Origin of the sequence: Pedobacter sp. KBW06 (assembly GCF_003852525.1) — a bacterium.
In the GTDB taxonomy this organism is placed as follows: domain Bacteria; phylum Bacteroidota; class Bacteroidia; order Sphingobacteriales; family Sphingobacteriaceae; genus Pedobacter.
This window is the reverse complement of record NZ_QAJL01000005.1, coordinates 210,004-233,241: the sequence shown is the minus strand read 5'-3', so window position 1 is coordinate 233,241 and position 23,238 is coordinate 210,004. Positions and strand designations below refer to the sequence as shown.

The 23,238-nt window shown below is 41.1% G+C and carries 21 protein-coding genes; 11 read left to right on the top strand and 10 right to left on the bottom strand.

From position 1 onward, the window contains the following. Positions 1–35: 35 nt before the first annotated feature. The gene (locus tag DBR43_RS33545; protein ID WP_124586492.1) at positions 36–263 is read right to left on the bottom strand and encodes a cupin domain-containing protein; all 228 of its coding nucleotides are present in this window, start codon (positions 261–263) and stop codon (positions 36–38) included. Between the two features lie 459 nt (positions 264–722). Between DBR43_RS33545 and DBR43_RS27210 the strand changes: the two genes are divergently transcribed. From DBR43_RS27210 to DBR43_RS27200, 3 genes are all read left to right on the top strand, one after another. Then, positions 723–1,844: a YncE family protein gene (locus DBR43_RS27210; RefSeq protein WP_124586491.1), complete on the top strand. Its 1,122-nt coding sequence runs from the start codon at positions 723–725 to the stop codon at positions 1,842–1,844. A gap of 159 nt (positions 1,845–2,003) precedes the next feature. After that, positions 2,004–2,252: a hypothetical protein gene (locus DBR43_RS27205; RefSeq protein ID WP_124586490.1), complete on the top strand. Its 249-nt coding sequence runs from the start codon at positions 2,004–2,006 to the stop codon at positions 2,250–2,252. A gap of 564 nt (positions 2,253–2,816) precedes the next feature. Further along, the gene (locus DBR43_RS27200) at positions 2,817–4,049 is read left to right on the top strand and encodes an alpha/beta hydrolase-fold protein (protein WP_124586489.1); all 1,233 of its coding nucleotides are present in this window, start codon (positions 2,817–2,819) and stop codon (positions 4,047–4,049) included. A gap of 26 nt (positions 4,050–4,075) precedes the next feature. Here DBR43_RS27200 and DBR43_RS27195 read toward each other — a convergent pair whose 3' ends face one another. Then, the gene (locus DBR43_RS27195) at positions 4,076–4,687 is read right to left on the bottom strand and encodes a hypothetical protein (protein WP_124586488.1); all 612 of its coding nucleotides are present in this window, start codon (positions 4,685–4,687) and stop codon (positions 4,076–4,078) included. Between the two features lie 55 nt (positions 4,688–4,742). Beyond that, the gene (locus DBR43_RS27190; protein ID WP_124586487.1) at positions 4,743–5,444 is read right to left on the bottom strand and encodes a DUF3667 domain-containing protein; all 702 of its coding nucleotides are present in this window, start codon (positions 5,442–5,444) and stop codon (positions 4,743–4,745) included. A gap of 258 nt (positions 5,445–5,702) precedes the next feature. Here DBR43_RS27190 and DBR43_RS27185 point away from each other — a divergent pair, with 258 nt between their 5' ends. From DBR43_RS27185 to DBR43_RS27175, 3 genes are read left to right on the top strand one after another with little or no spacing between them, the layout of a single operon-like run. After that, a complete protein-coding gene (locus DBR43_RS27185; protein ID WP_124586486.1) occupies positions 5,703–6,590 on the top strand; it encodes a UbiA family prenyltransferase in 888 nt (295 codons plus the stop codon). Next, the gene (locus DBR43_RS27180) at positions 6,587–9,157 is read left to right on the top strand and encodes a PEP/pyruvate-binding domain-containing protein (protein WP_124586485.1); all 2,571 of its coding nucleotides are present in this window, start codon (positions 6,587–6,589) and stop codon (positions 9,155–9,157) included. Before DBR43_RS27185 ends, DBR43_RS27180 begins: the two co-directional genes overlap by 4 nt. Next, positions 9,141–10,217: a hypothetical protein gene (locus DBR43_RS27175; RefSeq protein ID WP_124586484.1), complete on the top strand. Its 1,077-nt coding sequence runs from the start codon at positions 9,141–9,143 to the stop codon at positions 10,215–10,217. The genes DBR43_RS27180 and DBR43_RS27175 overlap by 17 nt, the downstream gene beginning before the upstream one ends. Positions 10,218–10,228: 11 nt before the next feature. Here the strand turns inward: DBR43_RS27175 and DBR43_RS27170 are convergent, their stop codons facing one another. From DBR43_RS27170 to DBR43_RS27160, 3 genes are all read right to left on the bottom strand, one after another. After that, positions 10,229–11,341 (bottom strand): DUF3419 family protein, encoded by a 1,113-nt coding sequence (locus DBR43_RS27170; RefSeq protein WP_124586483.1) that lies wholly within the window; start codon positions 11,339–11,341, stop codon positions 10,229–10,231. Then, complete coding sequence (locus tag DBR43_RS27165; protein ID WP_124586482.1) at positions 11,342–12,763, bottom strand: AMP-binding protein; 1,422 nt, start codon at positions 12,761–12,763, stop codon at positions 11,342–11,344. Between the two features lie 107 nt (positions 12,764–12,870). After that, positions 12,871–13,593 carry an NUDIX domain-containing protein gene (locus DBR43_RS27160; RefSeq protein WP_124586481.1) on the bottom strand — a complete coding sequence of 241 codons (723 nt, stop codon included), beginning with the start codon at positions 13,591–13,593 and terminating at the stop codon, positions 12,871–12,873. 233 nt (positions 13,594–13,826) lie between these two features. Between DBR43_RS27160 and DBR43_RS27155 the strand changes: the two genes are divergently transcribed. The 4 genes from DBR43_RS27155 to DBR43_RS27140 all read left to right on the top strand — a co-directional run bounded on the left by DBR43_RS27155 (position 13,827) and on the right by DBR43_RS27140 (position 18,156). Beyond that, on the top strand, positions 13,827–14,939 hold the full coding sequence (locus tag DBR43_RS27155; RefSeq protein ID WP_124586480.1) for an acyltransferase family protein: 1,113 nt from the start codon (positions 13,827–13,829) through the stop codon (positions 14,937–14,939). Positions 14,940–15,013: 74 nt separating this feature from the next. Then, a complete protein-coding gene (gene arr, locus DBR43_RS27150) occupies positions 15,014–15,757 on the top strand; it encodes an NAD(+)--rifampin ADP-ribosyltransferase (RefSeq protein ID WP_124586479.1) in 744 nt (247 codons plus the stop codon). 184 nt (positions 15,758–15,941) lie between these two features. Next, positions 15,942–17,042: an SPFH domain-containing protein gene (locus DBR43_RS27145; RefSeq protein ID WP_124586478.1), complete on the top strand. Its 1,101-nt coding sequence runs from the start codon at positions 15,942–15,944 to the stop codon at positions 17,040–17,042. A gap of 4 nt (positions 17,043–17,046) precedes the next feature. Continuing rightward, a complete protein-coding gene (locus DBR43_RS27140; RefSeq protein ID WP_124586477.1) occupies positions 17,047–18,156 on the top strand; it encodes a zinc finger domain-containing protein in 1,110 nt (369 codons plus the stop codon). Between the two features lie 90 nt (positions 18,157–18,246). Here the strand turns inward: DBR43_RS27140 and DBR43_RS27135 are convergent, their stop codons facing one another. From DBR43_RS27135 to DBR43_RS27125, 3 genes are all read right to left on the bottom strand, one after another. Beyond that, positions 18,247–19,092 (bottom strand): AraC family transcriptional regulator, encoded by an 846-nt coding sequence (locus tag DBR43_RS27135; RefSeq protein WP_124586476.1) that lies wholly within the window; start codon positions 19,090–19,092, stop codon positions 18,247–18,249. Positions 19,093–19,163: 71 nt separating this feature from the next. Next, on the bottom strand, positions 19,164–19,889 hold the full coding sequence (locus DBR43_RS27130; RefSeq protein ID WP_233603235.1) for a peroxiredoxin-like family protein: 726 nt from the start codon (positions 19,887–19,889) through the stop codon (positions 19,164–19,166). A 107-nt stretch (positions 19,890–19,996) separates the two neighbouring features. After that, positions 19,997–21,301: a spondin domain-containing protein gene (locus DBR43_RS27125; RefSeq protein WP_124586475.1), complete on the bottom strand. Its 1,305-nt coding sequence runs from the start codon at positions 21,299–21,301 to the stop codon at positions 19,997–19,999. Between the two features lie 203 nt (positions 21,302–21,504). On the opposite strand from DBR43_RS27125, the gene DBR43_RS27120 reads away from it, so the two are divergent. Then, positions 21,505–21,975: a GNAT family N-acetyltransferase gene (locus tag DBR43_RS27120; protein ID WP_124586474.1), complete on the top strand. Its 471-nt coding sequence runs from the start codon at positions 21,505–21,507 to the stop codon at positions 21,973–21,975. Positions 21,976–22,111: 136 nt separating this feature from the next. On the opposite strand, the gene DBR43_RS27115 is transcribed toward DBR43_RS27120, so the two are convergent. Beyond that, positions 22,112–23,146 carry an MAC/perforin domain-containing protein gene (locus DBR43_RS27115; protein WP_158622608.1) on the bottom strand — a complete coding sequence of 345 codons (1,035 nt, stop codon included), beginning with the start codon at positions 23,144–23,146 and terminating at the stop codon, positions 22,112–22,114. Positions 23,147–23,238 lie beyond the last annotated feature (92 nt).

The following is a 23,238-nucleotide window of genomic DNA, read 5'->3' as shown; positions in this document are numbered from 1 at the left end:
CAAGACGCAAAAATCTCCATTTTTGATAGCAAGTACTAAATATTTACCCGATCTCCATGCGACATGGGTTCAGATATGACCAGAAAGCTCAAGACTTCTCCTGTGTCATTCTTGATCAGATGTTTTGTCTCTTTGGGAATATGAAGACTTTCCCCCGCACTAACGAGATGAGTTTCATCCTCTATATAAAAAGTAATAGAAGCAAATGAAGATCTAAAGATCGCTACACAACCTCTGGAACACCGTGTTATCAAAAAAAGCATTTGCTTTACAAGTTTTCGATTTATTTCCTAAATTGCCTTAGATTAACCGCCTCAGTCTAAATTTAACATCCAAACGAAAAGATTCTCTTTCGTTAAGATATGTCTTATGTTCCTGTTTACAGGTAAAACTCTGCGCAGTAGTCGGCTATAAGTATTCTATTTAAACTAAGATGAAGATACCAGCCGTATGTATAAAAAATCCGGCCTCGCTTGAAGGAAGCGCTGGGATTGACCTTACAACCAAACCGCTTTGTCCGACAGAAATCTTTGCAGCCACCGGAGCTCCAAGACCTGAAAAATCAACCATTTTTGAAGAATTGTGTCAATCCTGCTACCAACATGCTACGCGGCGGCAACAGACCGTCTGATTCAATAACATAAGTGGAGACCAGCAACCATTTCAAAAACGGGGCGATACCGAAAAGCCATACGAGTAGGAAAAATTAGACTAAAATTATAATGTCAGAAACCAAAATTAACGCTCTTAAAAACCAACAAAAAACTATTTTGAATAGTAAATTGATTGCCACTGTTAACGTAGGTGTGAATCCTACGGCAATGGCAATAACATCTGATTCGGCTAAATTGTATGTGGCAAATGGGAATAACTATGGTATCGCTGGAAGCGATACTGTGACGTTGATCGATTTAAAGACCTTGATGCCAATCTCAACAATATCCAGCGGAACATTTAATCAACCCTACACCATAACGTTATCCAAAGATGAAACCAAGGCTTACGTTACCAATTCAAATGCTTCAACAATTAGCATCATCGACACTGCAACAAATAAAGTTACCGGAACAATTGATGGATTTAACGGGCCATCAGGCATGGTAATTACTCCTGACGGGACTAAAGCTTATGTTAACAACTATGGTGCAAGTACAGCAATTCCATCCGGATCTGGTAATACTGTTAGTGTAGTAGATTTAATAAGTGAAAAAATTATTGAGGAAATCACTTTAAATGAATATGGACCAGCTGCAGCGCCGTCTGCAATCGCGATTAATCCAAAAGGTGATTTTGTTTATACCGCAAACTATGTAAATGGAGAACCATGGCAAGGAACATTGTCAAAGATCTCAACGCTTACGAATACTGTTGTTGATGTTATAGGAGGATCTCCTTTCTTTGGAAAAGTTCCTCTCCTCTTTGGGATATTTTCAATAAAGATTGATGCTTCCGGTAAATTTGCATACGTCACTAATTTCGGAAGTAATAATTTTGCACCTTACGGGACAACGGTCTGTGTTATAGATCTTGAAACAAAAACGCAGTTTGGATTGATTGAACTGGGGATTCAACCAGCCGGATTTGCGATCACTCCCGATGGGTATTATGGCTTTGTTTCGAATTACAACACATTATACAGCTCGGGTGCACCTAATTATTCCGGTTTAACTGCCGGACAAGGAACGGTGAATATCATTGATTTATCTACAAATTTGTTGGTTCCGATCACCATTAATGTAGGGCAGTCTCCGGGATCCATAGTGATGAGCCCTGATGGTAAATATGCTATTGTTTCAAACTATACCGCTAACACAGTTAGCATTATTAGTTTATATGGGGAATAATTAAGTTCGAATCTCAGCGGGATCAACAGACCCACCGAAAAATAAAGCCCTGGAAACTTAATGTTAACAGGGCTTTGTTTTAATGGTACCAAAAAATTACACTATTGTGTAGCTTTAAAAGATATTTTTACATTCACTTTTATAGAAATAAATCTCATAATGAAGAAACTATCAGAATTAAGCTTAAATGAATTGGTCAGCAGGAAATCAACGATAAAGGCCTGTTTGATCGCATTTGCAATATTGGGTGTGTTGGCGACTTTAACATTAATCTTCCTTAAAGCCAAACCGATCCTATTTGTTGCTTTAATCCCGCTCCTTATCACATGGTTGCCAATACTTATTTCATTAAAATCGATAAACGATGAAATAAAACTCCGTAATTCAAAAAATCCGGTAACTCAATAATGACTTACGCTACAAGTGATTGAGCAAATGTAGCTCCTTAAAAACTGATAAGTATTAAGTTTTTTTTCAAAATCATCAGCATATCTAATACTTAATCTGCATTAACCGTAAAAGAGAGAATGCCTTAAGGACATTCTCCTTCACATAAAGTATGTAAATAGTCCCCAAAAGCATTATTTAATATTTTAATTTATGGCATGCTTATTGTATGTAAATTACTGAGAGCGTTAATTTAAGATTGAGGTCCTGCCAACCCTGGCTAGGGCCTCTTTCGTTTTCTTATCTATCCACAAACTGTTCAGTCGGGCAGAACCAAAGCACTGGCCTTAAAGGACACCTCCTCTATTTCTACTTTACCGGGTAAAAATGAAATGATATGTGGTTTTTTTTCCCCAGGCCTGGACAAGGAGGATTGCCAGTAAGTTGTTATACCCTTATCTTAAGTATCGCAAAGGGATTTGATACCCATTTCACTGATGCCATTATGTTACCAGAAGAAATTCAGTATCTTTAATCGAAGATCTCATAAAATTAATATCCCTAACTGTAAACCATAACTAAACGATGAAAAAATTAATTCTCTCTCTTCTTACCGCTTTTTTTTCATTGTGCGCGCTGGCTCAAATGGACAATAAAGTGACCATTGGAACAATTGACAGCATCCAATCGAAAATTCTGAACGAACGAAGAAAAATCTGGATCCATGTACCAGGTAGTTGGAATGCTGATTCTAAACAGCGATACCCTGTATTATATTTATTGGATGGTGACGCACATTTTAATTCCGTAGTAGGCATGATTCAACAACTCAGTTCGGTAAATGGCAATACTCTTATCCCCGAAATGATTGTAGTCGGTATTCCAAATACCGACAGAACCCGAGACCTGACGCCAACACATGTGGATACTGATCCTCCTTTTATCGATAGTGCATTTGCAAAAACATCAGGAGGCGGCGAACGTTTTGTTTCCTTTATTGAAAAGGAACTGATGCCACATATTGATTCTCTATATCCAACCCAAGCTTACAAAATATTAACCGGACATTCATTTGGAGGCCTAACAGTGATGAATGTGGTCATAAACCATACAAAATTGTTCAACTCCTACATTTGCATAGATCCAAGCATGTGGTGGGATAAAATGAATTTTTTACATACAGCGAAGAAATCTCTGAAAGAGAGAAATTTTTCAGGTACCGCTTTGTTTGTAGGAATTGCAAATACCATGGATGAGGGCATGGATATCAATAAAGTCCAGAAGGACACCTCTGGTGATGCCAGGCATATCCGTTCGATTCTTGATATGGATAAATACATTAAAGCTCAAAAGCAGAACGGGTTAAGGTATGAAAGTAAATATTATAGTAATGATGACCACGCATCTGTACCCTTAATTACAGAATATGATGCTTTGCGTTTCATTTTTAACAAGTATCGTTTTAAACTTGCTCCTAAAGACCTTACAGATCCGAGGGTAGACCTGGTCAATAAATTCGAAAAACATTATCAGGAAGTTTCAAAATTGCTTGGTTATAAGCTTTCCCCACCCGAAAATGTGATAAACTCTCTGGGATATGAACTTTTGCAGCGAAAGCAATACACCAAAGCCGGCGGGGTATTTAAATTAAATGTTGACAATTATCCCGAAAGTTTTAATGTCTACGACTCTTATGGCGATTATTTTCTGGCAATTGGCGATACATCAAAAGCGATCGAATATTTCAAAAAGACTTTGTCTATAAAAGAAAATCCGGAATCCAGGAAAAAATTAGACAAATTATTGTCAGGAGAATAATGGGTTCTACAACCGGGTTTCTCCTGTTACTTTCCGATTAAAATGTTGTAATCGGCTGGAATTTGAACTCCCTGAAATCGATTTGTCAAACCATAAAATATCAACAGTGTTAAGACAAGTCCAAATATAAGAATGGACTTCGCCTGCTGGTTTGGTGTCAAATAAAAAATACGGTACTTCATTTTTTTATGGTGAACAGAAGCGATATGTCCAAAAAACGACATGATTGCCAGGCCGTAATAGGGAATAAAAAAGAGATTAAACGGAAAGGAATTTAGTCCGGCAACGCCAAAATAAAAATTCGTGTCGAGATGTAAAAAAAACCGTCCTGTAAATACGGCACTAAGATGAATAGTAAGAAAAATTGCCAGATACAATCCTGTCCAAAGATGTAATTTTTCAAAGCCGGTAATCGCAGTTTTCCTGCTTCTTTTAAAAAGTGAAATCCCTGAAATAATTTGAATGAATACTGAAAAAAGTAATACTGTTTCCACAAAAGGGTTACGATAGAAATTTCGCAGCATCGTCATTACTTCGATGTGCTTGTCAGCACTAATAATACTGTAAAAATGATTGGACAAATGTAGTCCTATGAAAATTGTAAGTATTAATCCTGATATGTAATGGATAGGTTTCATTTTAACCGATTTTTTGTAAAATTGAAGTTCCAGAATTGAGGCGTTGCAGATCTTGCTATTTTATGCCTAAATGATAGAAAATATAAGCGAGCAGTATTAAAACCATCCGGAAAGAGATCGTCCCTAGTACACAGCATATTAGCGATTTAACATAATTTATAAGCTGTCTTTCACCAAAAAACTGTCCTATTGACCAAAAAACATAAAAATACCCTATAAAGGTTCCAATTAATACGAGTGCATTTATTTTAAAAGCGAAGGCCAGTAAAGCAAATAAACTCATGATCAATAATGCCTGACCAATTGAATAGCAAAGTAAAACTGTAATTTCAAAAATGTTATACTTATGCTTTTTAAAAAATATTCTTGTCCATAACGCGATAAGGAATCCTATAGCAAGTGAAGTATAACCAATGTGAGCATTGACCCATTCACTAATTGCTTTCTTTTCTAAAAAGCTGTCAATATTCCCTATCTTTTGATTTAAAGAGAAGAATTCATATTTGACATGAAAAAAGTGAAAAGTAAGCGTTAATAATGCCGCTGAAAATATTAAAAATATCACCGGCTTTGTAATTTTACTTCTGTCTTCAAAAATGAAACTCCTGACTAATTTCCCCGGTTTAAGGAGCAGCTGTTTTACAGTGAATAAAAATCCACTTTCCAGGTGTAAAAGGTGCTGTATTTCATGAATTATATAAGATGAATTGATTCGTTTCAGTGTTTGATTTTTCTCAGTAGGATCAAGCCCGTTCATGTAATTATCTGCTTTTGCTTTGTAAATTTTACTGTTGCGTTTTACAAGTGGTTTTACCGCCTTTTATGTAGCATAAATACTTGAATTGAGCGTAGTATGGTTGTTCATTTAAATCGGCACAAGATATTAATTTTCATTGAAAGTGGAAGATCTAAAATTCAGCTGGCCTCAAATACATTTCTTGCAGGTCTTTTTGTTCAATTTATTCATTTTTCATCCTTTAAATGGCCCAGATTAACATATTGCTATCTTAGTTAGATGAACGCAATCAATGTCATTGCCTATTTTAAGGAACGGTTTCCTCCGGTTCACATCATGCTGTTTGCAATTGTTTTTTTTACAGCCTACTCTGTGGCCTCCTACTTTGCCATTTCCCCCAGTCCTGTCAGTATCAGGGAATTGCTGGGTGTCATAGCCGCAATCTCCTTCTTTTTCAGGCTCCGGGTATTTGATGAAGTAAAAGATCTCCAGATTGACAACCTCAATCATCCCGGCCGGGTATTACAGTCGGGCCGCATTACCTTAAAACAATTGTTTATTATTTCGGCAGTCCTTTCCGTATTTGAACTCCTGTGGAGTTATTGGAACGGGCCTGCGACTATTATTTGCTGGCTGGTAGCCCTGGCTTACAGTGTACTGATGCGTTATGAGTTTTTTGTCAGCTCCTTTTTAAAGCCCAGGCTATTTTTATACGCCTGTACCCATATGTTGATTATGCCGCTTATTATGTTGTGGGTATGGTCTGCCTATAATCCTGACCTGCTACATCCCTCTTTATTTTTTTTAGGGGGATTAAGTCTGTTTGGCGGCTTTTGCTTTGAACTTGCGAGAAAGATCCACGCACCAAATGCCGAAAGAGCAACCGTCGACTCCTATTCTCAATCGATAGGTTATAAAACTTCCATTGTCTGTGTACTCTTATTTTTGCTTGGAGGTGTTTTTGTTCAGTACTATTTGCTCCACAGTATTCAGGCAGCCCTTTGGGCTTACCTCATCATCTGTTTGTTGTACCTGCTTACCTGTATCCTATATGCAAAAATGGTTAAACATCCGGTAGAAAAAAACCTCCGGCTGGCCGAATTATTTGTGTCTTTATTTATGCTGGTCAGCTACCTGTCTATTATTATAGAAACACAATTCACATGACGATCCTCTATCCGGTAAAAAGAGACAGTGGGCTCACCATTGGCGGTAAGGCTAAAGGCCTGGTCAAACTGCTGGAGACAGGAATCAATGTACCCGATTTTCTTGTCATACCTGCTGAAAATTTTAGTCCCCTGATTTCGCAACAAGGTTTAGCTGTGAGTAATATCAAAGATGCACTGCTTCAATTTACACTTCATGAAGAAGATCAGCAAAGACTAAAAAAAATATTAGCCGGATGGGGCTTTCCAGAACAAAGCGTGATTGTGCGTTCCTCCATTGCTGATGAAGATGGTGCACAGGATGCTTTTGCCGGTATCATGAGCTCTTATCCCAATCTCAGGGATTTTAATGACCTTCTGCAGGCTATTGCACACTGCGCCGCAAGTGCCTACTCACAGGAGGCGATTGCCTACCGGGCGCAGCGGTCATTGTCAAACCTGGCCCAACCTGCCGTAATTGTACAAAAACAGTTAAATTCAGATTCAAGCGGCGTGGTTTTTTCCACCTATCCACAGTATCCCGAAGAAATGGCAATTCATGCCGTATGGGGTTTAGGTGAGGGTTTGGTGGATGGGGAACTGGATCCGGATGAGTTTTATTTATTAAAGAAGGACGGTTCCGTTACACATCAAATTATAGCCGTTAAGGAGCAACAATTTAAGCTTGACCAGCAGCGAGGTGCTCAGTTGGTGGATGTTGATCCTATCCGGAAAAATATTCCATGTCTTACAGATGCACAACTGCAGCAGTTGTTTACGGTCTCAATAGCGCTGGAAAAATGGAACGGCCATCCACAGGACATAGAATTTGTGATAGAGGACAATGAACTGTACTTTGTGCAGTCGCGCCATATCACTCAGGTTATTCCCCAGATTATCGTTTACGATAATTCAAATATACAGGAGAGCTATTGCGGCGTGACTACACCTTTAACTTTTAGCTTCGCCCAAAGGGTTTATTTTACTGTATACCAACAAACTATGATCTTGCTTTCTGTGCCGGAAAAGATGGCCAAAACCTATCAGCCTGTGTTGGAGAACCTGCTCGGTCTGGTGAAAGGCCGGATCTATTATAACATCAACAACTGGTATCGGGGCCTGCAGGTTCTGCCCTCTTTTAAGCAGAATAAGGAAGATATGGAACGCATGATGGGGCTGGAAGATCCTGTAGATTTCATCAGTGATACTAAAAAATCATTTGCCGAAAAGCTGAAATTAATGCCCATGTTTTTGACAAGCTTATCGAGGCTCCTGCTTGCCTTCAGAAAGCTGGATAGGCTCGTAGTTATCTTTCACGATCATTTTAGCGCTTACTATGATCTTTTTTACCAGCGGTTACCGACCTGGACCAAAGGTTCGGAAATAGTGGAACAGATAAAAGCGCTGGATGAGGCATTGCTTAAACACTGGACCACTCCTATTGTGAACGATTTTTATGTCATGATGATGAACGGGAAGGTACGGCGAAAGTTAATCAAAGCGGGAATCCAGGAGCCTGAAGAGTTTGTAAGCAGGTATTTTTCCGGTAATCAGCAAATTGAAAGTGCCCAGCCTGCTGTGGTGATGCAAAAAATTGCACTTGAAGCGATGCCGCAACCTGAGTTGAAGGCACTGATCATTCAACTGCCGGCAGATGTACATGAGTTAATAAAAATGCAATTCCCAAAGTTTTACGCTACAGTAAATGATTTTATACATACTTACGGCGACAGAACCGTAGGTGAATTGAAACTAGAGACGGTGACCATGCGGTTATCGCCCCGCATCTTTTACAGTTACCTGCGCAACTACCTGAGTACCGAAAACACCTTTCAAACATCCGCTTCAGCGCACCTGCATGAGTCTGCAGCGCGGGAACTGGAGGATCTCCTGCAAAACCGGTCCTATTTCTTAAAGCGGGGCCTTCACCGCAGTTTACGCAAGCTGCAGGAAGGGATCCAATACCGGGAAGCGATGCGCCTGGAAAGGACCCGTATGTTTGGAATGTACCGTACACTTTACCTGAAAGCAGGAAGCCTTCTTATGCAATCCGGCGTTTTATCATCAGCGGATGATATTTTCTACCTGACAGAACCTGAAATCCATACGTTGCTCCTTCATGAAGAACTGCCTCAGACAGCAGCTGTTATAGCGGAGCGAAAGAAAACATTTGAGGGCTACAAGCTTGAAGAAGTACCTGCGCGTGTTATTGTTCCGGCTCCCCGCAATAAACTGGTTGAAGTAATTGATGATGATCCATATACGTTGCGTGGAACTGGCTGTGTACCTGGAGCGGTTACTGCCGAAGTGATCATTATCAGAGGGCCGGAAGATGACCTGGATGTGAACGGAAAAATTGTCTGCGCTTTACGTACTGATCCGGGTTGGGTTGCACTTTTTCCCACATGTAAAGCGGTTCTGATAGAAAAAGGCTCTGCGCTTTCACATTCTGTTATCCTGCTCCGCGAATTTGGGATCCCTGCAATTATCAATATCCCCGGTCTGACCAATAAACTAAGCAGCGGACAGCGCATCAGCATGAACGGAACATCTGGTATCATAAAAATAATTGATGATGAGCCGAATTGAGCGCATTGTATATCAAGACAGTATCCCGGATAGCTTTTTTGAGATCCCAGAGAAAATTTATGGAAAATCATTGGTAAAACCGATGGAAGAAGCGGAAGCCATCAGGTCACTTTTTGAGATGGAGGCCGCTCATCATGACATTATTATATATACCGATCATGAACACTTCAGGTTAACGGGAATCTTCCCAAAGAAAGCAGCAAACGCATATTTTGGCTTTTGGGAAAGTATGGATGATCAGAAACTGCACACTGAAGCATTCGGTTTATTGAAGAATGATGCCTTGAAAAAAGGAAGCCTCAGTCTGACTGGCCCAATCAATTTCAATACATTTCAGCCTAATCGCCTGCGTGTGGGAGATGTACCGAGCTGGGGAATGTTTGACAAGGAACCGGTTAACCCCGGCTACTACCCTGACCTTTTATCGGCCATTGGTTTCCGGGAGAAACTGACCTACGAAACGCGTCTGATCTTCAGAAAAAACCTGCCTGCCCTTTTTGCCAGTAAGGATTCATTTGTAAAGACAATTGGTCAGATCCCATTCGATTTTATAACTTTGAACCCGGAAAACTGGGCATTATACGCGCATGATATCTTTGAATTGATGCACCTCATTTTTAAGGCAAACCCTTTTTATAAGGCCATTTCTTATGAACAGTTTCAATTGATCTACAGCGATCAGTTTTCTGAAAAATTATGCCCACACAGTTCCCTGCTCGTCAGAGATCAGGAATCCGGGCAATTGGTGGCGATCAGCTTGTGCCAGCCGAATTATCATGCTTTATATCCGTTGATAAAGGAGCCTCATTTTATCAGGGATTTTGAAAAACTACCTCATAAAACTTTAATGGCCAAGACCTTTGGTGTACATCCTGATTTCAGGAGACAGGGATTATTAAATTACATGGGTGCCTATGGAATGACCTCACTGATAGAGGGGATTTATGAGGATGTCCTGGTTTGCCTGATGCGCTCAGATAATTATTCAGCTCATTTTTCAAATCATGTCCCTTATGAATCTGCTAAATATGCCTTGTACGAAAAAATACTTAGGGATTAACGCCCTTTCATTTAGGTTACTATAGGTTTTACCCTTTCAGGGATACATTCCAGCCGGATGATATTTTTAAAATAGAAACTGCTTTCGGGAGATAAGGGTCTCCTTTTGATTAGGATGTGATTATCGATGGGCTGCCGGCCTTCCCCCTGACCATTCAGCAGGTTCCAGAATACGATCCGAAGATGATCTTCCCGTTCTTTAGCCAGCGCTCTGCAAATACAACCGAACTCTTCCTGACTGATGTATTCAAATATATTGGAAAGTGCAGCCTTATTGATGGCTCTACCGTACTTAGAGAGCAGGTAGCCCATGGCTTCCCCTTCAATCACCTGCATTTTACCAAGCTGTTCTCTTAAAAATGTATAATTTACCCTTTGGTAACAGGGAGGCAGCAGCTCTTCGGGTAGGTTTTGCTGCCCAAAGAAGAAAAAACGAAAATGGAAATTATCCCTCACTAAGGCAGATTTGACCTGTTTTAAAAGCCGGTCATAAAAAGTTGGCCCTATCGGTTCCGAAGCATATCTCAGTAAGGTTGAATCACGCCCCTGCTGTAAATTCTCGTCGCTGTAATAGGTGATGAATGCAGATTTAAAAGCACTGTTATCCAACTCGGCCTTAAAGAAGGTGTATTGCGCCTGAATATCGTCGAAACGAACCAGCTGCTGAAGCTTCTGCCGGAGGTTCTCATCAAGTGTATCATAAAATGAGGTAATGTATTTTTCAAGCTTTCCGGAAGTCAGCAGGCCGTCTGGATGTTCCTCAAAGAATGCGGACCAGAATGACCTTTCGTCCGGAGCCAGCGTTTTCAGTAAGGCATTCAGGGCATCATTCAGGGCTGTTTTACCGGCGAAACCCAATAAGGCATAAAACACCTCGTAGTCATGGTTTAGAATGATGTGTGTTTTTAACAGCAGCAACTTGTTTTGAAAAGGATTCAGATCGATAGCAGTGACACTGGCGGGTCCTTTCAGCAATGTATTTAACACATTGCATCCGGCAGAAGTAATCACCAGCAGATGGTCAGCAGGGTCAATTTCGAGTGCATCATACAAGGCACAACTGTCTTCCCATACGAGGGAATAACGAATGAGATCCAGGTTGAGCTGTGTAAATTCTGATTTCATTTATTTCAGTTTATGGTAAAGCACTTTGGAATAATGCCTGTTGTCCATTGGCATTTGGGCGATGAATGAGATACTTTTAATAATTTCCGGCGAAAAATGTGTGTATAGAATTTGTTGTATTTCGACCTTGCCAAGTTGTCCCTGGACAAAGATTTTGAAACCCTCTTCCTCAGCTATTGCAGCAGCCTGATGTACTCCTGTCTGTATTACCAGCAGGTGTTCAATCTGGAAATGCATGATCCCCTGATGTGCTTTTTCGTTGCCGATCCTGGCCGTGAGGAAAAGCTTATTTTCCGTACTGAGATAACCGATATCTCCTGTACTTAACCAGCCTCCTGCTTTAGTGGTGGCTACATGCTTCCCTTTTACTTCGATCTCTCCTGCACTAAAAGATCCCGCGGGTGTTTGTATGTTAACCGTCCTGCAAATCCTGAACTCCAGTTCTTCAACAGGCGTACCAACTGCGTAACCGTTCAATGGATCTTCCGGCAGTGCGTTTACCTGCCTTATCGCAATAGGTTCGGCTTCGGAGGAACCGTAAACGATATAAAACGAAGCCTCAGGAAAGTATGGGCGCAATGCAGGTATAAGGTCTAAAGGCACCGGAGCGCCACCGATAACCACTGTCATTACGGAAGGAAATGACCAGGTTGCATCTTTTAAAAAACGGAGGAGATTTTTTAAATAGAATACGTTACCTGTGAGCCGTTCGATCCGTTGAGATTCGAGTTGTGCAATGATCCTGGCCGGATCTAATGCAGCCATTTGGAATCCTGGTATATCCGGTAAAATGCTCACCAGACCAGAGGCCAGATTGTGCAGGATTACATTAGGAAATAAGGGGAAATCACGAAGTCCTTTGTCGGCAGGAAACAGTTTTTTGATCAGCAGATGCTGGGCAGAAAATACCTGATGGCTCCGGAAAATCCCCTTAGGTTCCCCTGTTGTTCCGGAACTATAGGTAACCAATGCAGGCTGCTCAGGTAATACCTGTTGCGGTTGCCATGTTGTAGATCTTTTGAGGGTATGATCAACATACAGGTATTTGATCCCGATCAGCTTCAGGAGAAAGTATGGTAATACTCCCGCTTTTTTTTTCCCGACGACCACCTTAATGTGTTGTTTTTTGATGGTAGACAGGAGTACCTTTAAACCTGCTTTTGCCGGAGGAATAACAGCCACTGCGCCGATACTTTGTATCGCCAACACTGCGTTGATGGAATCAACACTAGCCGGAATTGCCAGCAAAACAGTGGCTCCCGGTTGCAGATGTGGTTGTAATAAATGACGAAAGTTAGAGACCTGCTGCAGTAAATCTCCGTTAGTGAGCCCTCTGCTATGATCCGGTCCCGGCCAGAAGATGAGTTCATCACCTTGTGATTCGACAAGCGTACTATGGATGTAATTATAAAAATTAACCACCTGATGATGATAGGTTTAACTAGGTTTATGATTATAATAAAAGTAATAAATTATGAATATTAAGTATATCTTTTTCGAATAGTGAACAAAATGAACATTAGGCGCTATTACACCAATATATAATTTGGATGTTCATTTGCTAAAAAATTCAGACATTTTGGCAAGGATTCTTTGAGTGCATGGGTTAAAGGGAGCGTGCTGTGATCTAAAAGATCTTTTACAGAATTCAGGGTACAAAGGTATAGGCCTACAACTTCGTTGTCTTTAAAATTGATTGCCGAGATTGATTTACTATCTATTTCGGCGATATATAATTCTCTCTGTTCATAGTTGTATAAATTCATTTCAGGTTTTATATCTTCTACCATATAGCTGTTGATATGGTGAAAATTTGAGTTTAATAATAAGCCTAATGGAATGCCTAACTCCTCTTCCATCTCCTTCAATACCGTTCTATGAGAGGATTCACGGCCAACAACGTGTCCTCCTACAGAGATGTCTAAATGGCCAGGATATTCAAACTTTGTAAAAGACCTGACCTGTAAAATAAAAACCAGGTCCATCACATCATTCCTGCTATAGAGTAATAAATGAACGGCTTTATGTTTCAGGCCTAATAAATGACACATCCATCTTGGGGCTTCAATATTTAAACTCTCACCGTTTTTATCAACGATCAGTAAGGGCTCGGCGCCGTCATTAGGCACTAAAATGTTTTTAAATGGGGCAATTTCGGTTACGATCTTATCAATTTCAGCCTGCCTTAACTGCTTATTATAAAGCTGCTTTCTAAGTTCCTTAACTCTTTCCATCAAGAAAAACTCATTCATGATCCGTTTAATTAAAATACCTAAATGTATTTACTATTAATATACAATTTATTTTTAAATCTTAAGTAAGGACGAGATAGGTTCGTACTTAGAAAATGAGACTATTTGGCTGGATTTTGAGACGATTTGATCAAGCTCAGACAGGCTATTTATTTAATTTTAGCCCTCCGTTAACAGTAACTTAAATTTTAAGCCTGTTGTTGTTAAACCCTACGTTCCAGATACAGAGACTAATGAATAACAATCAGCTTTCCGCAAAACCGCATTACCCAATATTGGATGGATTACGTGGGGTCGCAGCCATTATCGTTGTTACCTTTCACCTGACTGAGCCCTTGGGAACCGGGCATCTGGATATTCTGGTGAACCATGGCTACCTTGCCGTTGACTTTTTCTTTCTGTTGTCGGGTTTTGTGATCGGTTATGCTTATGACGACCGCTGGCATAAAATGAGCATGGGCACTTTCTTTAAACGCCGGATCGAACGGCTTCAGCCGATGGTGGTATTGGGGATGACGCTTGGGGCCATTGGGTTCTATTTTACAGATTCTACGATCTGGCCGCTTATCCATACCGTTCCGCTATGGAAAATGCTGCTGGTGATGCTCATTGGTTATACTGTTCTGCCTGTTCCCTTGTCAATGGATATCCGTGGCTGGCAGGAAATGCACCCGCTCAATAGTGTAGGCTGGTCATTGTTCTTTGAATACCTTGCCAATATTATGTACGCCATCGGCATCAGAAAGTTGTCAAAAACAGCGCTGGGGATCCTGGTTTTGATTGCGGCTATAGCGCTTGCACATTTGGCCATCACCAGCCCCGCCGGAGATGTCAGTGGTGGCTGGACATTAAACCTGGAACAGGTACGTGTGGGAGTTACCCGGACGATGTTTCCTTTCTTTGCAGGTCTGCTGCTTTCAAGGGTAGCTAAGCCGATTCGCATTAAGCATGCCTTTTTATGGTGCAGCCTTATGATCGCCCTGGTATTATATATGCCGCGTATAGGTGGTGCCGAACATGTTTGGATGAACGGGATTTATGAATCAGTATGTATCATCATTATTTTTCCACTCATTGTTTATCTGGGTGCCAGCGGTGTAGTACATAGTCGGGCTGAACGTAGAACCTGCCAATTCTTAGGTGATATATCTTATCCGCTTTACCTGTTGCATTATCCGCTGGTGTATTTTTACGTGGCCTGGATCAGCAATCATAAAGTTACGACCATCGTGCAGGCCTGGCCTTACGCGTTGTTGATCCTGGTAGCCAGTATTATTTTGGCCTATGTCAGTTTGAAATGGTATGATGAGCCGGTTCGTAAATGGCTGAGAAAAAAACTTGGTTAATGCGCTTCTTCAATCCCTTCTTCCATTTGGGATTGTAGGTTTCAGATGTTACCTTCATAGGTAAAAATTGGCAAATGGAATTCAACCCCTTCAATAATGTAGTTAAACTCTGCCTTCAAGGCATGGCAATGGAAGAAAATGGCAAAGCTGAAGAAGCAGGAAAACTTTTTCTTCAAGCCTGGAATGAGGCGACAGAAGACCTGGAAAAATTTATTGCTGCTCATTATGTAGCCAGGCATCAAAAAAATACTTCTGATAAATTACAATGGCTGGAAACGGCGCTCCAGTTTGCACTGAAAGTAAATAACAACACAGTAGCGAGTGCCTTTCCTGCCCTTTATTCGAATATTGCCAAATGTTATGAAGAATCAGGTGATCCTGAAAAGGCAAAAGAAAATTATGAATTGGCAACTTCGTTTAATGAAAACCCATCTGATAATGGTCCTTTTTATCATGGAACAAAAGCAGATTTGCAAGTTGGCGATTCGTTGATCGCAGGAGGCAATTCTAACTATAAACCTGAACTCAAAATGAATCACATCTACTTCACCGCTCTTGTTAATGGTGCAGGGCTCGCTGCTGCACTGGCAAAAAGTGATGGACCTGAACGTGTTTATATCGTTGAACCGACAGGAAGTTTTGAAAATGATCCGAATGTTACAGATAAGAAATTTCCGGGTAATCCAACACGTTCCTATCGTTCAGAATCACCATTGAAGATTGTTGGTGAAGTGACAGACTGGGAAAGAACAGCGCCTGAAGAACTCCGGAAATGGCGCGAAAAGCTGGCCAATAATCATGGAGAAATTATCAATTAAGCCAACACAAAATAAGGGGCCTGTAGCGCACAGGGTAAAAGCATAAAACTTTTTTATTTAGTGCTAACGTACATTGTCCGGTAATTTATAATCTGTAAACCTTTTTAGTGCGTATCGATAAAGTTAATACTTGATAGATTGAAGAATAAAACTAATTTTATCAAAAATTACAAATTATCACTCCATGGGATTATTTAGCAGATTATTAGACGAATTTATAGATGTTATCGAGTGGGTAGACAGCAGTCAGGACACTTTAGTTTGGAAATTTCCCCGTAATGACAACGCGATAAAAATGGGCGCTAAACTTACAGTGCGAGAATCGCAGGTTGCCATTTTTATGAACGAAGGCCAAATAGCTGATGTATTCAGTCCGGGGATGTACGAGCTAAGTACTCAGAACATCCCGATTTTGACAACGCTGAAAAGTTGGAAATACGGGTTTAACAGTCCCTTTCAGGCAGATGTTTATTTTGTGAGCATGCGTCTTTTTGTAAATCAGAAATGGGGTACTAAAAATCCGGTGATGGTACGTGACGCTGAGTTCGGACCTGTTCGCCTGCGTGCTTTTGGCTCATTTAGCTTTAAAGTACTGGATGCTAAAGCATTTCTTACTCAAATCGCTGCAACGAATCCTAATTTTAGTACCGAAGATATTAATGAGCAGCTGCGTAATACAGTCATCTCCCGTACTATGGATGCAATAGCCGAGTCTAAAATACCGGTACTTGATCTTGCAGCCAATTACACTGAAATGGGCCTCCTGATTACGCAAAATATACAGCCTGATTTTACCGAACTCGGGCTTAGCCTGAGCAAGTTACTTGTTGAAAATGTCTCTTTGCCACCTGAAGTAGAACAGGCACTTGACAAACGCAGTCAAATGGGCATCATAGGAAACCTGGGTGCTTATGCACAGTTTCAGGCAGCAAATGCGATAGAAAAGTCGGCGGAAAACTCCATCGGGGGGAACCTTGGTGCAGCAGGTATGGGACTTGGCGTTGGTGCAGCTATGATGGGACAGGTAGGCAATATTTTTCAGCAAAACCAGTTTGACCCCAATACAAAAGCCCCTGACCTGCCACCAGCGCTGGATGTGGTGGAATATCATTTTGCAAAAGAAGGAAAGCCAGATGGCCCTCACACTCTTGCTACAATAAAAACCCTGATTGCCTCTAATGTGATCAACAGAGAAACTCAGGTTTGGAAAAAAGGAATGGCGACATGGGCTCCGGCCGGGTCGGTGACTGAACTTTTTGACCATGAACCACCACCCCTAGCTTAATTTCATGAACAATACGATTAGTCCGGGTACCATTAATCCATCTCTAAAATGCAATGGTTGTGGTGCATTGCTGTACTTTGCACCAGGCAGCAGGAGCCTCAAATGCGATCATTGCGGCGAGCGCAATGCTATTGAAACTGATCAAACAGATAGGGCAATCCAATCTGTTGATTATGATCGTTTTATAGATCATCTCAGTGAGAATAAAAAGAGCGACGATATGAAAGTAGTCAACTGCAGTAATTGCGGTTCACAAACTACATTAAGCGCTTTTACCACATCAGATAAATGCTCGTTTTGTGCAGCGCCATTGGTATTGAGTCCGGAAGATGGACAGCAGTATTTGCCGCCACATTACATTTTACCCTTTGAAATTAACAAGCAACAAGGCATTGACTATTTTCAAAAATGGCTCAAGGGGCTTTGGTGGGCACCAAAGGATCTGGCAAAAGAGGTAAACAGCAGTTCTTCCGGCCTTCAAGGAATTTACCTGCCACACTGGACCTATGATACGGACACCACTACCGGTTATAACGGAAGGCGTGGCGAGTATTACTACACAACAGAAAATTATACGGTTACGGTTGAAGGCAAAACAGAAAACAGGACAAGGGAGGTACAACATACCCAATGGTGGGCGGTCTCAGGTAAGGTAAACTGCAGCTTTAATGACCTCATTGTACCTGCCAGTAAATCGCTTCCACCTAAAACATTAAACAAACTGGCTCCCTGGAATTTCAAGATGTTGGTTAAGTTCGACGAACGTTACATGAGTGGTTTCCGCTCTGAAACCTATCAGGTTGATCCTCAACAAGGGTTATTGATGGCTATTGAACAGACAAAAGACCAAATCAGGTATGCTATAAACCAGGATATTGGCGGCGACCGACAGGAGATTGGCGACATCGAAACGGATTACCTTAACAAGGCCATAAAATACATCATGCTGCCAGTATGGGCCAGTGCTTATTCTTACAACAACAAAGTTTATCAGTTTACGGTTAATGCCAGTACCGGAGAAGTAATCGGACAGCGCCCCATCAGCTGGATTAGAATTTTATTTTTTATATTAAAGATATTGGCGGTTATTGTTGCTGGAATGTTGCTTTTGTAGTGACAGATAAAATTGTTAAAAAGACGAACCACCTTAAGCCTTTAAAAACAATGCTTTACAAATCAGGGGAAGGATAGAACATTTGAATCTCTATCCTTCTTTAATCCTAAACTCGGAAGCATTGTTTCCGGAATACTGTTTGAAAAAACGACTGAAATGCGCGGGCGTTTCAAATCCCAGTTCATAGGCGATTTCCTTCACCGATTTATCGGTATAATGCAGGTACCTTTTGGCTTCGAGGACGATCCTTTTTCGTATAAGGACTGAGGGTGCAGGTTGCTTTAGCAGTGCAAAGGAATTGCTGAGCGTCTTAGGCGATTTGTTCAATACTCCGGCATAAAACCTAACCTCATGCTGCTGTTTGAAATTCCCTTCAAGGATTAGTGAAAACTGTCTGATCAGGTCCATTTTCTCATCCGGGAATAGCTGGTAGCTTTCGCTTTGCTGTTTGGCAATCCGGGTAGTCTTGATAATCACCCTTTTGAGCAATGTCCGGAGCATTTCCCCCTGAAAGTTATCTCTTACCTGAAGCTCACGGGAAAATACACTGGACAAGTGCTCTATTTCTGCCATCTCTCCAGGCTCCAGTTCGATAAACATCGGATGCTGGATTCCATAGAAAAGAAAGCCCACACATCCTACCTCCTTATCGTGGTTAAGGATACAGTAAAATTCGCGGTTGAATTGCCAGGCCACCAGTTCTTCCGGACGTTCGAACTGAAAGTGCTGGTTAGAAACCAATGGCAGAATGCTGCCTCCGGGCATGGTGTAGGTTACCTCATCTATTTTTACCTGTTGCTGAGCTCCGTTGTTGTAGACGAAAGTATTGACGGGTTCCGGATCAAGATCCCGCAAGCCCCTACCGGACAACAGTTCATTGTTGCTGTGCATGACAAAACGCCCCAGCGTTCCCTTTTCTTTGTATTCGCTGATCATTTTACTTTTCGTTATTTAGCCCGGAACCCAGGTATCCACTAATATATCAACTTTTTAATAAGGGATAACAGCTAGAGTGCTTTGTAAATCGTCTGTGCTACCACTTTCAACAACTCAGGATTAAGCCTTTGTTTAAAATCCGGGTTGATGTATTCATACTGAATCTTCCCCGTTTTGTCCAGGATGAATACCGAGGGAACAGGGAGCAACAAATCCTGATCCAGGCCTCCGGTAGTTTTCGATAACATCTCTGAATATCCCTTTGGTGCTTTGAAAGCGAGGCCAATTTTTTTGGAAACATTCAGATCAGCGTCAGATAGTAAAGTATAACCTAAATGTGCTTTGGTCAGAGACTTTGACAACTCATCAGGACTATCCGTACTGACGGCGATCAATTGATAACCCATCGTTTCCAGTTCCGGAAGTAATTCCTGAAGACCCGAGAGCTGTTTGGTACAATAAGGGCACCATCCGCCCCTGTAAAAAATAAGGATAGTTGGCTTGCTGCTGATCGCCTGGCTGAGATCAAAGCTTTTTCCATTCACATCTTTTAATGTGACCATTGGAATGGATTCGCCAATGAGCAAAGGGCTAATGTCTTCGGGATGCTGAGGGATACGATACTGCTGTTCCTCCATGTTTTTTTCCATTGACATTCCTGTGCTTGTTTTCATTTTATTGCCGTTGTTTTTCATTTCCTGGGCGCTTGCAAATCCCGGGATCAGCAATATTGCAATTCCCGCTATTGTCATAGCGTTACAGAAAGCCAGAGGAGAGATTATTTTATTGATTTTCATTGATCTGTTGATTAGTCGGTTGATATGCAGAAGGTTTTTTGTTTCTCAGTGTTTGAATAGAAGAGGAACGATCTCCGTCCCTCTTCTATAGTTGTTGCGGAACTGAATTATTGTAATGTTACTTTGATCATTTTATTGATATCCGGTAAGGTGGTGAATGTATTGGGATTCGGTACCAGCTGGATTGGTTTACTTTCTTCCAGGGGTGTTCCTGCAAGATTGAATTGCGTGATCCCTGCTCCCGGGAATTGATTTAGGGCAGTGCCGTTATCGTACAACGCGATAGAACCCGAAATATCTCCTTTCTGACTGGCATCTACACCGTTTTCCTTAGAGGCGAAAAACCAGTCGTTGGAGAAACCATACATGGTTGCAATGGCCAGGCGGTCGCCCTGAGTAACACTCAATTGTTGTGATACACTGCTTCCTGCCTGAGCACCGATTTTAGGAAGTAAAATTGTGGAATTTGCTGCAGGCAATACGTATACCGCTTTTACACCGCTAAGGTTTTTAAGATAGGCAGCCAGGCCAGTTGCATCACCTTTCTGGGCCAGTTCTTTTAACCCCTTACCACGATCGCTCTCTCCTATTTTATAAATGGGATTATCGATACCATTGTAAACTACAACAAGGATCGGAGATAGTGGTGTAAAGATACCAGTCTGGCCCTTGATGTACTCAGCCAGCGGGGTATTGTTGCCCATTTCTGCGATACTGGTAAGCCCGTTTGCAGATGGTTTGCCAGATTCAAATAAAGGATTTGGATTTAGAAGATTGCCGCCGGCGATGTAAGAAATCGCCCATACGCCCGGACTGAACGGCGTTGGATTGCTTGTTGCACCTGAGGTATTCTCGATGGTCAGCGAGAAGGTAGAATTGCCTTTGTATTGCAGGGTTGCTTTCATCAGAGATGAAGCTGCTGCGTAGCGGTTGCCCTGGAGATCGGTTCCCATAACCTGGCTAATGTTCCCCGGGCTGGTTTCGGCAGCACCCGGATGGCTTACTGCAGCTCCCGGAGCCTGGTTGATACGTGTTCCATTGTCCCAGAGTTTGATTTGTTCGGAAACATCTCCTGAAATGGGTGTTCCATCCGCTTTATATAAGGTAATACCCGGATTTTGAGGTGCAAAAAACAGGTCATTGGACCAGCCATACATCGTGGCAAAAGAAAGGGCCTGCCCTTTTGCTGCTGAGAATTCGAAGGAAATCGCTTCACCTGGCATGATCACGGGCGAAGCTCCGGTATTTTTAAATGTCCCGGATTCTACGAGTGGCCTGGAATCAAGCACGTTTTCAATGGTAATCGTTGAGGGCATGCCGGTCGGTGTGCCTTCACTTTTATCCTTTTTGCAGGCGGAAACCATTAATGGTAAAGCTGCAAGGGAAAGCCAAATTAATTTTCTGTGTATCATAGTCGATGTTTTTGTATTGTGATACGACAAAGGTAGATGGCTGCAATGCGGTTAGAGATACCTGTACTTCCTGATATACTGTCTATACTTCCCGATTGGTGTTTTTATACCGGCCTCATCAGGCCATTGTTATTGGTTAAGTTGAGGTCAACAAAATTGATTAGATTAGCTTCGTTCATGAACTATTTGAAGCATTTTACATTATGGTAGAGAAAGTAACCGGGGAAGAAAAAGAAACAGTTAAAAAACTATTCATCGATAACTGGAATACCGATTTTATGATTTCCAATGGGAAAATTCATAAAATAGACCATTTGGAATCCTACCTCTATAAAAATGAAAAAGGGATACTGGGAATTATTACTTATTGCATAGAAAACAATGAAATTGAAATTGTTTCATTGGATAGTTTTGCAGAGAATAAAGGAATCGGAACCGCTCTTGTCAATACTGTCGTCCAGAAATTTAAAGAGGGAGGCTTTTCCAGATTGTGGCTAATTACGACGAATGACAATCTGCATGCCCTGAAATTTTATCAAAGAAGAAATTTCACAATCAGCAAAATTCACCTAGACGCGGTAAAAAAAGCAAGAAATATAAAGCCTTCTATTCCTCTTTACGCTGAAAACAATATTTCAATAGAACATGAAATTGAGCTATCATATCGGTCTTAGTAGTAAGACCACCAGATATTTGATACCATTTGCCACGTTAATTATACATTCTTCCTTTAGTTTTGTTGCTTTGATTAAAAAAATGGGGTAAATCAAAGGAAGAAATGAAAATTCCTCCCGGATTTACCCCATAAATTTAATTTGTCAACTTTACCGCTTTAGCCGCAAGATATTTTTCGATATAAGATTTCACCTCAGCTTTTTTAAGGGGCTCATCAATAAAAGTATTCAGTGGAACCAGGCGATCCCTAAAAACACCAATAAACCGTGCATTTTCTTCTGTATTAGTCGAACGCCAGTCTGTAATATTCAACATCAGTCTGTTATTTATGGTTTCAGTTTTCAACTTGCTCACATCACCTCCAATAGAGCTATAATAGATCTGTGCCTTAGAATTTGCATTTAAGTTCTCTAAGTTCACATCATCCATGGCGCCGGTCATTAAGCCAAATGTTCTTTTTATCGCGTATCGTAGTCCTTCCATAACAACATACCCCCTGTTTCCGGCGGGGGCCTCAGCCTGATAAATAACATCAAATTTTGAACCCATTTTTATCCCGGCCAGAACGTGTGTCCCATATTTATGAATCAGCGCTTCGGCACTTAGTAAAGTAATGTCGTTCCTGAAACCAGTTGTCAGAAATTTATTTACAGTTTGCTCAGGATAAAACTCATATCTTTTCCATACCATGTAATTGGAATAGTATCCGTAAACATATTTTTTATCCGTGGCGACTGTTCCGGGAAATATCTTTTCGATGGTATTTCCAAAGAGCCTCAAATCTTTGGTTTCTTTATATGTCCAAGAAAATTGTTGTGAAAGGTGTGCTGCATTTTGAGCCTCAATAGTTCTCCATGCAATTTCAGTCCCTCTGGATATGCTCACTAAATCAGAACCACTGGCAGCATAAGCCAAAACGTCAACTACACTTGCCCTTACTGACGCTTCGTCGTCGAACTTATCTGTGACATCGTATCCAAACCCTAAAAAATTGTAGGTTTCAGGTCGTTTATACAGCGGTTTACTTTCTTCTGTTGCCCCTGTAACGACCAGCTTAATATCCGGCGATAATTGCTCTTTCCGATCCGGCGGGGTAATTCCTTCGTCGGATTTTTTCTTGCAGGAAGCAAGCATGGCAAAAACTGCCATGACTAGAATTGTTTTTTTCATGTGGTTTAAATTTGTGTGTATATTCTTCATAGCAATTTTAATACCACTATTACAACATTTTTTTTATCTATTCACAAATACACTTCACATTC